This window comes from Janthinobacterium sp. UMAB-60 (genome assembly GCF_900095235.1).
In the GTDB taxonomy this organism is placed as follows: Bacteria; Pseudomonadota; Gammaproteobacteria; order Burkholderiales; family Burkholderiaceae_D; genus Janthinobacterium.
On record NZ_LT607494.1, the window covers coordinates 48,451 to 61,888 of the forward strand.

Sequence of the window (13,438 nt, forward strand, 5' to 3'; positions counted from 1 at the left end):
CGCAAAAGTCTTTCAGTTCATCGCTTGTCATTCCTCAACCGCCTTGAATTGTTGCGTGCTGTGGTCGAAGGCATACGCCGCGCCGGCAGGAGAGTCCAGCAGGCGGATGAAGCGGTCGTCCACGCTGAGCACGGCGCCGAGCGAGACGAGGGCCACGTTGGCGCTGTCGTTGATGTAGTCGTCGCTCTCGTCGTTGGCCGTGAAGCGCCAGCCGCTGTCGTCGTCGTTGTCCGGCTCCTCGCGGTACAGATAGCCGACGGGCGCGCCGTCTTCCAGCACGCGTTTCGTCACAAAGCACAGGCCCGCATAGCGGTTGACGAGGTTATCGTCATCGTCGTGCTGCGTATTGATGATGTGGCGCGCTTCGAAGGCGACGGGGTCCTTGGCCTGCAAGTCGGCGATGTAGCCGGGCATGTTGTCGAGCTTGCCTGTGAAATGGCCATGCGGTTCGATCGTCTCCACCAGCACCCACATGCGCTCGGCGCCCGGCGCCTGCGGATCGTCGCTGTGGAAGGCGAAGATCAGCTTGACCACCTCGCCGGGGCGCACCTGGGCAATGGCCTCGGGCGGCGATTTATAGAAAGTGTAGGGATGGCGCGCCGCCAGATCGGCGGCGTCGGTCAGATGCCAGCTGGGCATGGTATTCCGTCGTCAGAGTGGGGGAATGTCCATGGTAGCCGATTGCCTGCCAGGATGGCCACCCGTACGCCAAAGCTGTATTTGATAGGCCGGAATAAAAAACGGGAGGCAGATGCCTCCCGTGCTGCGTTGCTATTGCCAGTTATTACCAGCTATAGCCCGCCTTGGCGTAGTAATAGCGGCCGTTGAAGCCGTTCGGCGCGAAGATGCTGTAAGGCTGCGTGCCGTTGACGTTCAGGTTGCCGTTGCTGGTCACTTGCGCCGGGTAGCGGTTGGTGACGTTGTCGATGCCGGCCACCAGGCGCCAGTTCTTGCCCAGTTTCACGGAACCGGACACGTCCAGCACCCATTGCGGATCATACGTCTGGTCCAGCTTGACATCGTTCTGCGGCACGGTGAAGCTGCCGTAGCGCGTCACCAGTCCGTGCACGTTCCAGATGCCGAAGCCGTAGTCGGCGGCCAGGCTGAACTTGTCCTTCGGCGACGCCACCGTGATGCGGTCGATGCTCTGGCGGTCGATCAGTTTCAGGTTGTTGGCCGTCAGGATGGCTGGATTGTCGGCGATTTTCTGTACCGTGCTCTTGTTATGGTTGTAAGCCGCGGTGAGGTCCAGGCGGTCCTTGTCCTGCAGGTCGATGCGGTAGGTGCTGACGATGTCCACGCCTTCCGTGCGCGTGTCGACAGCGTTGGTGAAGTAGCGTCCCGAGCCCACCGGCGTGCCCTGGGCGGCCAGGATGTTCTTCAAAGCATTGCTGAGTATCAGATTGGCCGAGAACAGGATGCGGTTGTCGATGTCGATGCGGTAGGCGTCCACTGTCGTCGTGAAGTTGCGGCTGGGCTGGAACTGCAGGCCCAGGCTGTAGTTGCGGGCCTTTTCCGGTTTCAGGTCCTGTGCGCCCAGGGCGCGCGCCTGTGGCGTGTTGACGGCGAAGGTGCCCGTCTCGATCGGCGTGTTGACGCCGTTGACGACCTGGAAGTTGGTGGTGGTGATGGTGTAGTACTGCTGTGCCAGCGATGGCGCGCGGAAGCCGCTCGACACGGTGCCGCGCAGGGACAGCGCATCGTTGAACGAATAGCGGGCCGAGCCTTTGGCCGAGGTGGTGCTGCCGAAGTCGCTGTAGCGCTCATGGCGCAGGGCCACCCCGCCCGACAGGTTTTTCGTCGCTTCCGCTTCCAGGTTCACATAGATCGACTCGTTGTGGCGCGAGTGGCTGCCCGCATTGGCAGGGCGGAAACCGGCAAAGCCTTGTGAGCCGCCACCCGTGTACGACGCTGCGTCGCCTGCACCGATGCTGTACTTTTCATGGCGCGCTTCGGCACCGACGGCTACCGTCAGCGGTCCCGTAAAGTACGACACGGGAAATTCGCGCGCCGCATCGAGATTGAACACGGTCTGTTCGTTTTTCAGCGAACCGGCATAAAAGTGCGTGGGGCTGGCTGCGCCCAGCGACTGGTTGACCGTGTTGTCCAGGTCCAGTTCGAACTTGTTGCTGCCGTAGTTCAGGCTGGCATCCCAGCGCCAGCCGGCCGCTTCACCGCGCAAGCCTGTGACGATGGACTGGTCGGTCAATGTGCTGTTTTGTAATGGCAAAAAGCCTTCCGGGAAGAGCGGCGTGCGCTGGACGAACAGCTTCGAATTATTCGGGTCCGTGATCAGCGCCGTGCGCCAGGTGGCGGCGGCCGACGTGTCGCGCTTGCCGTAGTTGCCGAAGGCGTACCAGTCCACATTGTCATTGATGTGGTATTCGCTGTTGAGGAAAATCGTCGCCGGCTTGCTTTCCGGGTCGCCATAGCGCTGGTTGACCTTGCCGTAGCGCGGTTCCAGCGGATTGCGGAAATCGGCGCCGGCACGGTTGGTCGGATCGCGTTCCGCCACTTCGGCCGAGACGCGCACCCAGCCGTCGTCGCCCAGAGCGAAGCCGGCCGAGCCCTTGATGGATTTTTGCTTGCCGTCGCGTTCCTGCGTCTGGCCATAGCCCACTTCGATATCGCCGCCGGCCGCGCCTTTTTTCAGGATGATGTTGATTACGCCGGCGATCGCATCGGAGCCGTACTGGGCCGCCGCGCCATCGCGCAGCACTTCCACGTGGTCGATGGCGGCCAGCGGAATGGCGTTCAGGTCGACGGGCGCCGAGCCGCGGCCCAGCGAGCCGTTGACGTTGACTACGGCCGAGGTGTAGCGGCGCTTGCCGTTCACCAGTACCAGGGTCTGGTCGGGCGACAGGCCGCGCAATTGCGCCGGACGCACGGCGTCGCTGGCGTCGGCGCCCGTGGCGCGGGCAAAGTTCAGCGATGGCAGCAGGCGCGCCAGCACGGTGGCCAGTTCGCCCGAACCGGTGCTTTGCAGGTCGCGCGAGGTGAGGATGTCGATCGGCGATTCGGAATCGATGGTGCGGCGGTTCTTGGCGAAGGTACCGGTGACCACCACCGATTGCAACTCCCCTTCGGCCGGCAGTTCTTGCTGCGCTTGCACATGCATTGGCAGGCTGAAGCAGGCGATCAGGCTGGCGGCGATAACGGTTTTCACGGGGAGGGCGGGAAGCTGGGAGCGGGCGGTGCTGGAACTCATCGACAATATCTCTTCGGTTAGTGGTTGCGCGGACCATGACGGTCCGATGACGAAATCAGCTTAGCAGCGGGCGAACGGCGTGCTTACGAATTGTTCTGTCTATCGATATGCAATAAATGTCTGATACTCGTCAAAATGGCGCGAGTAGTGCATATGGCCTTGTCTCCAGCATACGACCGGGCATGGCAGGCTGCAATGCTGCACCGCAGTAAATTGCTGGCTGTTGTATAAATGCGACTATGAACGCGCGGCTTGCTCGGTTATTGCCCTGGATTTCGCAATGATGGCGGCCGGGGCAGTACTGGCAGTCTCACGGCGGATGACTCGGGGTGGACCCGTGCTGGCGGATAGCTTCGATTACGATCCGCAGCGCCCTCGATTCGTGTCGGCGGCTGGGGTAGTAGGCATGGAGGCCAGGAAACGTTCCACACCAGTCTTTCATGACGCTGATTAATCGGCCTTCCCGTATGTGCCCCGCTACCAGGTCTTCCGTGACAAATGCCAGGCCATTGCCGCTCAAGGCGGCTTGCACCATGGGCCCGGCGCTGGTAAACACGGTCTGGCCGCTCACCCGCGCTGCCACATTGCGCCCCTCATGCTGGAGCTCCCACGCGTAGATGCCGCCACTGCTGGCGAGGCGCAGCGTGATGCAATTATGTTTCAGCAGCTCTTGCAGGCTGGCTGGTTGCGCATGCCAGGAGAAGTAGTCTGGCGAACCGACGATCATGGTCGGAATGTCGGGGGTGAGCCGCACTGCGATCATATCCTCTTCGACCTGGTCTCCGTAGCGCACGCCGATGTCATAGCGGTCCGCCGCGATATCGACCAGCTTGTAATCGGACTGAATCTCCACATGCAGATCGGGATAGTGGGGCAGCACTGGCGCAAGTCTTGGCCACAGCAGCGTATCGATAATATGGTCGATGGCGGTGATGCGCACGGTACCGGCCGGCTTGCCATTCAAATCGCTGACAGCAGCGATTTCGGCATTGACCTCTTCCAGCCGCGGCGCGACGTTGGTCAGCAGGCGCTCGCCTGCTTCTGTCGGCGAAACACTGCGCGTCGTGCGATTGAGCAGCCGCACGCCCAGCCGTGCTTCCAGGTCACGAATAATGTGACTGAGCGTGGACTGGGACATGCCGAGCTTGACGGCGGCACGCGTGAAACTGCGTTGGCGAGCCACCTCAAAAAATATCAGAATATCAATAATGTTATCTCTGGCCATGTGAATCATTCCTGAACCGGCGGTGGATGGTATCCCGTGGTGGCGTCTGGCACGCGATGATGCCAAGGAGAATATGCGAATATTCATATGAATATACAGAATATTCATGGCTGTGGCACATATACCTGTTCGGGTTTTCGGTGTGCTGCTGCGGCAAGCGCCACGTACGATGTCGCCAAGGTATTCCGCCCATCCCAAACCCTACGAACTGGAGAACAGACATGACCATCAATGATGTAGCGCGCCGCGATTTCCTCAAGACTGCTGGCACCGGCATGGCCGTGCTGGGCAGCCTTTCCATTGCAGGTGCTTCCGCGTTCGCTGCCGAAAGCCAGCCAGTGCCTGATATGTCGAACCAGGCTGACAATTTCTACCGGAGCGAGGCAGTCGTCGCGCAAAAGGTCGCGTTTGAGAACCAGTACAAAATGAAGGTGGCCGGGAATCTCTTCACGCCAAAGAAGCTCAACCGGCATTCCAGGCATGCGGCGATCATCATCGGCCATCCGATGGGCGCGGTGAAAGAGCAAAGCTCGAACCTGTATGCACAAAAGCTGGCCGAACAGGGCTTCGTCACGCTGGCCATCGATCAGTCGTTCTGGGGTGACAGCGCGGGCCAGCCACGCAACGCCGTGGCGCCGGACATCTACGCCGAAGCATTCAGTGCGGCGGTCGATTACCTGGGCACCCAGCCATTCGTGGACAGGGAACGGATCGGCGTTCTCGGCATTTGCGGCAGCGGCAGTTTCGTCATCAGCGCCGCCAAGATCGATCCGCGCATGAAGGCCGTTGCCACGGTCAGCATGTACGACATGGGCGCGGCCAACCGCAATGCGCTGAACCACTCGCAGACGCTCGGGCAACGCAAGCAGATCATTGCCGAGGCGGCGCAACAGCGCTACGTGGAATTTACCGGTGGCGCAATCGCGTACACGGGCGGCACCGTGCACAAGCTCGATGGCAATACGCATCCGATCCAGCGCGAGTTCCATGACTTCTATCGCACTCCGCGCGGAGAGTTCACGCCGGCAGGATCGTCGCGCGAGCTGACGACGCACCCGACGATGAGCAGCAACGTCAAGTTCATGAACTTTTATCCGTTCAACGACATCGAGACGATTTCCCCGCGTCCCATGCTGTTCATCACGGGCGACCAGGCGCACTCCAAAGAGTTCAGCGAAGAGGCCTACCGGCTTTCGGCCCAGCCCAAGGAACTGGTGATCGTGCCAGGCGCCGGACACGTCGATCTGTATGACCGCGTGAAACTCATCCCCTGGGAAAAGCTGCAGGCCTTCTTCCTCAAGCATCTGGCATAGGCGCATACCATGACAGCACCGATAAGCAGCGCGGCTCCGGATGGCGTCCACGGGCACGGCGATACCGGGGCGCCAGCGGCCATGTGGGGCGGTGTCTTTGCGATGACGCTGTGCGTGTTCGCGCTGATCGCCTCGGAGTTCATGCCGGTCAGCCTGTTGACGCCGATGGCCAGGGATCTGCTGGTCAGCGAAGGCCTGGCGGGACAGGGGATCGCCATCTCCGGCGCGTTTGCGGTACTGACCAGCCTATCGATTTCAGCGATGACAGGCAGCATGAACCGCAAGTCCCTGTTGCTGGGGCTGACCGCACTGATGGCCGTCTCCGGGGCCGTGGTTGCGATGGCGCCGAATTATTTTCTATACATGGTCGGCCGCGCGCTGATCGGCGTGGTGGTGGGCGGATTCTGGTCGTTATCGGCCGCTACCGCCATACGCCTGGTGCCATCCGATCAGGTGCCGCGTGCCCTGGCCATCTTCAATGGCGGCAATGCGCTGGCGACCGTCGTTGCCGCGCCGCTGGGCAGTTACCTGGGTGCCGTTGTCGGATGGCGTGGCGCTTTTTTCTGCCTGGTGCCAGTGGCCTTGATTGCCTTTGTCTGGCAGTGGATCAGCCTGCCTTCCATGCCGCCCCGGGCGGGGGCGGCCGGTTCGCGCAACGTCTTCAAGCTGCTGCGGGACCCGAAGGTTGCCCTGGGCATGCTGGCTGTCAGCACGTTTTTCATGGGACAGTTCGCCCTGTTCACCTATTTGCGCCCCTACCTTGAAAGCGTCACGCGGGTAGGCATCTCCACGCTGTCGCTGATTCTGCTGGCAATTGGCGTGGGCGGCTTCATCGGCACCACCGTCATCAGCAAGTTCTTGAAGTGGAATTTTTTCCGGACGCTGGTTGGCATTCCCGTCCTGATGGCCTTGATCGCCGTGGCGCTGACCGTCTTTGGCAGCAAGGTCGCTGCCGTGACGGTACTGCTGGGCATATGGGGCCTTGTCGCGACTGCCGCGCCGGTAGGCTGGTGGGCATGGCTGGCAACAACGCTGCCCGGGGATGCGGAGGCGGGTGGCGGCCTGATGGTCGCTGTCGTGCAACTCGCCATCGCCCTCGGTTCCACGGTCGGCGGCTTGCTGTTCGATACAAGTGGATATCAGAGCACGTTCATTGCCAGCGCGGCCGTACTGCTGCTGGCGGCCTTCCTGGCCTCGCGCCTGCAAACGCCGAGGGCAGGCTGAGTCATCTGCATGATATTCACGTCAGCGCATTCCTGCCCGACCATTGGCCGCGTGGCCGATCCTGCAGGTCTGGCCCACGCACTGGGCTGGCCGGGGGACACCGGTAGAGTTTATCAAATACAAGTAAATGCCCGGACGATGGCGTTTGCCATGCTGGCAGAATATGCGGCGGGACTGACACAAGAGCGGCCGGCAGCCCCGCAAAACGCATGTCGGGCGTCTTGATCTTGCTGCTTATGCCGCCTGTTTGCCGTGCAGCGCGCGCGCGCAATCCTTGATCAAGGCCGGACCGGCGTAAATCAGGCCGCTGTACAGCTGCACCAGCTGCGCGCCCGCCTCGAACTTGGCCAAGGCATCCTTGCCCTGCATGATGCCGCCCACGCCGATGATGGGCAGCGCGTCGCCCAGTTCCGCCTTCAGCAGGCGGATGACATTGTTCGACAGCTCGAACACGGGCGCGCCCGACAGGCCGCCCGCTTCCGCGCCATGCGGCATGCCTTCGACGGCGCTGCGCGACAGGGTCGTGTTGGTGGCGATGACGCCGTCGATGCGGTGGCGCGTGAGCGACTCGGCGATGCTTTTGACCTGTTCACCATCCATGTCCGGCGCGATTTTCAGGGCTAGCGGCACGTAGCGCTTGTGCTTGTCCGCCAGGCGCGCCTGGGCATCCTTGAGCTGCGACAGCAGGGCGTCGAGTTCGGACGCGCCCTGCAACTGGCGCAGGTTTTTCGTGTTCGGCGACGAGATGTTCACCGTCACATAGCTGGCATACGGGTAGACTTTTTCCAGGCACAGCAGGTAATCGTCGGCCGCCCGTTCGATGGGCGTGTCGGCGTTCTTGCCGATGTTCAGGCCCAGCACGCCGGCGCGGTTCTGGTAAAACTTGGACGCCTGCACGTTGGCCACGAAGGCGTCCACGCCGCCATTGTTGAAACCCATGCGGTTGATGATGCCCTGCGCCTGCGGCAGGCGGAACATGCGCGGTTTCGGATTGCCCGCCTGCGCGCGCGGCGTGACGGTGCCCACTTCGATGGAGCCAAAACCCAGGTCGGCCAGCGCGTCGATGTAGGCGCCATCCTTGTCCAGACCGGCGGCCAGGCCCACGGGATTGGGGAAGGTAATGCCCATCACCGTGCGCGGATCAAGCGCCGGTTTGCCGGCCAGCTTGGTCAGGCCCAGCGCGCTGGCGCGTTTCAGGGCGGGCAGGGTGAAATGGTGGGCTGCTTCGGCATCCATCGAAAACAGCAGCGGGCGGGCGAGGGAGTACAGGAATTTTTCAGACATGGGGGCGCTTTTAGGGTGGTGCGCAGGCCGCCGGGAAGGGCTGGCGGCGCGCGAAATAAGTGCCGTATTTTACCGTGTTCCACGCGGCTGTCGGGTGTATAGTTCTTGTTGGTCTGATGCAATATTGATTCCTTGCTAATTTGCATCCGGCCGTGGACTTTCCTGTTTTTTCCCTGTTCTGTTTACTTCATAAGCGAGACATCGATTGAAAAAGACACGCATCCTGACCGCCATCGCGGCCGCCAGCGCACTGCTGCTGAGCCACCCGGCCTTGGCCCTGCCCAATACGCAAGACACCCGCATGCTGAGCGAACCGGCCGTCTCCAGCCGCCATATCGCCTTCATCTATGCGGGCGACCTGTGGCTGTCGAACCTGGACGGCGGCGGCGCGCGGCGCCTCACGTCCGACCTGGGCGACAAGTCCAACCCTGTGTTCTCGCCCGACGGCAGCCAGATCGCGTATAGCGCCAACATCGACGGCAATATCGACGTGTATGTGATCGCGGCGGCGGGCGGCGTGCCGCGCCGCCTGACCTTCCACCCGGGCGCGGACCTGGCGCAGTCGTTCACGCCCGATGGTCAGGCCGTGATGTTCACCTCGCCCCGCGCCGCCTTCAATAACCGCTTCCAGAAGCTGTTCACGGTGCCCGTGGCGGGCGGCGTGGAAACCCAGCTGGAAATCCCCAACGCGTCGCGCGCCGCGTATTCGCCCGATGGCCAGCGCATTGCGTACAACCCGCTGATGCCGGCCTTCAAACAGTGGAAGCGCTACCGGGGCGGCACCAATTCCTGGCTGTGGCTGTTTTCGTCCAGCGACAAATCCATTGAAAAAATCCCCCAGCCGACCACGCGCTCGAACGACGTCGATCCGATGTGGATCAAGGACACCGTGTACTTCCGCTCGGACCGCAACGGCGAATTCAACCTGTTCGCGTATGACGTCAAGACGAAGGCTGTGCGCCAGCTGACGCGGCATGCGGATTTCCCCGTGCTGAACGCTTCGGCCGCGGACGGCACCATCGTCTACGAGCAGGCGGGTTACCTGCACGCGTTTGACATCGCCAGCGGCCAGGCGCGGAAACTTGCCATCGGCGTGGCCAGCGACCTGGGGCAGACGCGCCCCCGCTGGGTCAAGAATGCGAAATACATCCGCGACGCGTCGATTTCGCCGTCGGGCGCGCGCATCGCCTTCGAGTACCGGGGCGAGATCGTCACCATCCCCGCCGACAAGGGCGACGTGCGCAACCTGACGCAGACGGCCGGCGCGCACGAGCGCACGCCCATCTGGTCGCTCGATGGCCGCTCGGTCGCGTATTTCTCGGACGAGTCGGGAGAATATGAACTGCATGTGCGGGCGCAGGACGGCAAGGGCGCCGTGCGCAAGTTCAAGCTCAATGGCAGCGGCTTCTATGACAACGCCGTCTGGTCGCCCGACAGCCGGAAGATCGCGTTTGCCGACAATGGCTGGAGCATGTACGTGATCGACGTGGGCAACGGCAAGGTGCAAAAGATAGCCACGGAGCCGATGTATGGCGTCGACAAGAGCATGCGCGCCTCGTGGGCACCCGATTCGCGCTGGCTGGCCTATACGCTCAATTCGCCCACCTACACGCGCAGCGCCTACATCTATTCCGTCGAGCAGAACAAGTCCATGCCAGTGACCGATGGCCTGTCCGACGTGGCCGAACCCGTGTTCGACAAGAGCGGCAAATATCTGTACTTCTTCGCGTCGACCAACGCAGGCCCCAGCAACAACTGGTTCTCGCAGCAGAACGAAGACAACCTGGTGACGCGCACCGTGTGGATGGCCGTGCTGCGGCGCGACTTGCCGTCGCCGCTGATCAAGGAAAGCGACGAGGAAAAGGCCGCCAGCGCGGAGAGCAAGAAAGACACGGCGAAGGCGGAAGCGGAGTCGAAAAACGAGCCGAAGGTCGATCCGAAGACGGGCCGCGACGATCCGAAAGTGGCGGTGGCGCCCGTGGCGCCGATTGCCATCGATTTCGACGGCATCGCCACGCGCATCGTCGACTTGCCGCTGCCGGCCGCGCAGTTCTCCAGCCTGGCCGCCGGCGCCGCAGGGCAGATCTTTTTGCTGCGCGAAAGCGACGGCAAGAAGGCCGTGCAGCGCTTTGACCTGAAAGAGCGCAAGGCGGAAACCGTGGTGGCCGAAGCGGACGACTTCGAAGTGTCGGCCGACGGCAAGAAGCTGCTGTACCGGCAGAAGGATAACTGGGCCATGGGCTCCGCCACGGGCAAGCTGCTGGCGCCTGGCGAGGGCAAGATCAAGGTCGACGCCATCGAAGTGAAAGCCGATCCGCGCGCCGAGTGGGCGCAGATTTTCAATGAGGTGTGGCGCATCAACCGCGACTATTTCTATGATCCGGGCATGCATGGGGTGGACTGGAAGGCCATGCGCGACAAGTACGCCGTGTTCCTGCCCGAACTGGCTAGCCGCGCGGATCTGAACCGATTGATCCAGTGGATGTGCAGCGAACTGGCCGTGGGCCACCACCGCGGCGGCGGCGGCGACGATTTTGTCGAGGCGAAGAAAGTGCCGGGCGGCTTGCTGGGCGCCGATTACGAAGTGCGCGACGGCCATTACCGCTTCAAGAAAGTGTATGGCGGCTTGAACTGGAATCCGGCCCTGCGCGCGCCGCTGACAGAGCCGGGCTTGAATGTGAAGGCGGGCGAATACCTGCTGGCCGTCGATAGCCGCCCTTTGTTGCCGCCCACCAACTTGTACAGCGCCTTCGAGAACACGGCCGGCAAGGCCATCGACCTGACCGTGGGGCCATCGGCCGACGGCAAGGGCGCGCGCACGATCACCGTGGTGCCCGTGCCGACCGAAGATGCCTTGCGCAACCGCGACTGGATTGAAGGCAATATGCGCAAGGTCAATGCGGCGACGGGCGGCAAGGTGGCATACGTGTACGTGCCCAATACGGCGGGCCTGGGCCACACTTACTTCAAGCGCTATTTCTTCCCGCAGGCGGACAAGCAGGCCATCATCGTCGACGAGCGTTTCAATGGCGGCGGCAGCGTGGCCGATTACTACATCGAGATCCTGCAGAAGAAGGAAATCGCCTGGTGGACCATGCGCTACGGCGCCGACATGAAGACGCCGTCCGCCTCGATCCAGGGACCGCGCGCCATGCTGATCGACGAGACGGCCGGTTCGGGCGGCGACCTGCTGCCGTGGATGTTCCGCAAAAACAACATGGGCCCGCTGATCGGCAAGGCGACGTGGGGCGGCCTGGTGGGCGTGCTGGGTTTTCCCGTGCTGATGGATGGCGGCTTCATCACGGCGCCGAACCTGGCGTTCTGGACGCGCGAAAACGGTTGGGGCGTGGAAAACGAAGGCGTGCCGCCCGATATCGAAGTCGAGCAAACGCCGGCCGACGTCATCGCCGGACGCGATCCGCAACTGGAAAAGGCGATCGAGGTGATCCAGGCCGAACTGGCGAAGAATCCGCCCGCGCGGCCTGCGCGTCCGGCATTTCCGGACAAGAGCAAATAAAAACGGCAACCCCGTTGCAAAGACCGGGGGCGTTGGATTAAATGTTCGAGCTGGTAGGTCGGATTAGCGCAGCGTAATCCGACACCATTGTTGGCTTTGCAGTGTCGGATTACGCGCTTTGCGCTAATCCGACCTACCTTACATGATCACCCACTGCCCCTTGATGCGCGCTTCCAGCGGCTTGAAGTTGATTTTATACGCCATCTTCGGGCTTTGTTCTATCCAGTAGCCCAGGTAGATATACGGCAGGTTCAGTTCGCGCGCCTGGGCGATTTGCCACAGCACGTTGTAGGTGCCGTACGAGGCGCCCGGCACGTCGGGATCGAAAAACGTGTAGACGGACGACAGGCCATCGGCCAGCACGTCGATGATGCTGACCATGCGCAGGATGCCGTCGGTATCGCGAAATTCCACCAGGCGCGTGTTGACCCGGCTTTGCAGCAAAAATTGCGCGTACTGGTCGCGGCTGTCCTGGTCCATGCCGCCGCCCGCGTGGCGCGTGCTCTGGTAGCGCAGATACAGTTCGTAGTGCTCGTCGAGGAAGGACAGGGTGGCCACGCCCGCTTGCAGGTCGGCGTGCCGGTTCCAGGCGCGGCGCTGGTTGCGGTTGGGGGTGAACGATTGCGCCACCACGCGCACGGGGATGCAGGCCTGGCAGCCGTCGCAGTACGGCCGGTAAGTAAAAATGCCGCTGCGGCGAAAGCCGTTGCGCACCAGTTCCGAATACACGTCGCTGTTGATCAGGTGCGAAGGCGTGGCCACCTGCGAGCGGGCCTGGCGGTCGTCCAGGTAGCTGCACGGATACGGCGCCGTCGTGTAGAACTGCAGGGTGGCAAACGGTAGTTCGTTCAGGTGCGTCATGCTGATCCTGTCTGGTCTGGCCGCGGCAATGGATGTCTGTGTGAAGCTATCATAGCTTTTTTACGTCGCTGGCGCAGCATGCCAATCGGTGATTTGCGCTGCTTCAATGGCGATCCTCACATGGGCCAGGAAGCGCGCGCGCGAAATGGGCGCCGCGCCCAGCGAGGCCAGGTGTTTTGTTTCTTGCTGGCAGTCAATCATGGTCACGCCGCGCGCCCGCAAAAAGCGCACGAGGTGCGCCAGCGCGATCTTCGACCCATCCGAGACGCGCGCAAACATCGATTCGCCATAGAACATGCGCCCGATCGACACGCCATACGCGCCGCCCACCAGTTCGCCGTCCAGCCACAACTCCGACGAGTGCGCGTAGCCCAGCTTGTGCAAGCCCGTGTAGCCGGCGATGATCTCGTCGGAAATCCAGGTGCCCGGGCCATCCTTGCGCGGCGCCGCGCAGGCGCGCATGACGGCGTCGAAATCGCCGTCGAAGCGCAGCTGCCAGCGCCCGTCCGTGGCGGCGCTGCGCTCGACCTTGCGGATGGCCTTGGCCAGACTGTCGGAGACCTTGAAGTCCTCCGTCATCAGCACCATGCGCGGATCGGTGCTCCACCAGAGTATGGGCTGGCCTTCGGAAAACCAGGGGAAGATGCCGTGTTTGTAGGCGTCGAGCAGGCGCGCGGGCGACAGGTCGGCGCCGGCCGCCAGCAGGCCGGGCGCTTCATCGGTGAGGGCGCGCGAGACGTCGGGAAAGGGGGTGTGGATATCGAGCCAGGGAATCATGCCATCGCAATGGTAATGGGGTGGATGGG

Annotated in this window: 9 protein-coding genes; 3 read left to right on the forward strand and 6 right to left on the reverse strand. The window is 62.5% G+C overall.

All coding sequences use genetic code 11. The features are described from left to right. Window positions 1–27 precede the first annotated feature (27 nt). The 3 genes from K0F86_RS27660 to K0F86_RS19705 form a co-directional block, all read right to left on the reverse strand. Window positions 28–639: a DUF2185 domain-containing protein gene (locus tag K0F86_RS27660; RefSeq protein WP_257572252.1), complete on the reverse strand. Its 612-nt coding sequence runs from the start codon at window positions 637–639 to the stop codon at window positions 28–30. Window positions 640–784: 145 nt separating this feature from the next. Further along, window positions 785–3,208, reverse strand: a complete 2,424-nt coding sequence (locus K0F86_RS19700) for a TonB-dependent siderophore receptor (RefSeq protein WP_219135945.1) — start codon at window positions 3,206–3,208, stop codon at window positions 785–787. Between the two features lie 310 nt (window positions 3,209–3,518). Then, window positions 3,519–4,433, reverse strand: a complete 915-nt coding sequence (locus K0F86_RS19705) for a LysR family transcriptional regulator (RefSeq protein WP_219135946.1) — start codon at window positions 4,431–4,433, stop codon at window positions 3,519–3,521. Window positions 4,434–4,654: 221 nt separating this feature from the next. Here K0F86_RS19705 and K0F86_RS19710 point away from each other — a divergent pair, with 221 nt between their 5' ends. After that, window positions 4,655–5,746, forward strand: a complete 1,092-nt coding sequence (locus K0F86_RS19710) for an alpha/beta hydrolase (protein ID WP_257572253.1) — start codon at window positions 4,655–4,657, stop codon at window positions 5,744–5,746. A 9-nt stretch (window positions 5,747–5,755) separates the two neighbouring features. Beyond that, on the forward strand, window positions 5,756–6,970 hold the full coding sequence (locus tag K0F86_RS19715; protein WP_374197308.1) for an MFS transporter: 1,215 nt from the start codon (window positions 5,756–5,758) through the stop codon (window positions 6,968–6,970). Between the two features lie 234 nt (window positions 6,971–7,204). Here the strand turns inward: K0F86_RS19715 and K0F86_RS19720 are convergent, their stop codons facing one another. Beyond that, window positions 7,205–8,254: a quinone-dependent dihydroorotate dehydrogenase gene (locus K0F86_RS19720; protein ID WP_219135947.1), complete on the reverse strand. Its 1,050-nt coding sequence runs from the start codon at window positions 8,252–8,254 to the stop codon at window positions 7,205–7,207. Between the two features lie 205 nt (window positions 8,255–8,459). On the opposite strand from K0F86_RS19720, the gene K0F86_RS19725 reads away from it, so the two are divergent. After that, on the forward strand, window positions 8,460–11,771 hold the full coding sequence (locus K0F86_RS19725; protein WP_219135948.1) for a S41 family peptidase: 3,312 nt from the start codon (window positions 8,460–8,462) through the stop codon (window positions 11,769–11,771). A gap of 138 nt (window positions 11,772–11,909) precedes the next feature. Here K0F86_RS19725 and K0F86_RS19730 read toward each other — a convergent pair whose 3' ends face one another. Both K0F86_RS19730 and aat read right to left on the reverse strand, forming a co-directional pair. Further along, window positions 11,910–12,632, reverse strand: coding sequence for an arginyltransferase (locus tag K0F86_RS19730; RefSeq protein ID WP_219135949.1), 723 nt, complete (start codon window positions 12,630–12,632; stop codon window positions 11,910–11,912). 60 nt (window positions 12,633–12,692) lie between these two features. Beyond that, window positions 12,693–13,409 (reverse strand): leucyl/phenylalanyl-tRNA--protein transferase, encoded by a 717-nt coding sequence (gene aat, locus K0F86_RS19735; RefSeq protein ID WP_219135950.1) that lies wholly within the window; start codon window positions 13,407–13,409, stop codon window positions 12,693–12,695. Window positions 13,410–13,438: the final 29 nt, after the last annotated feature.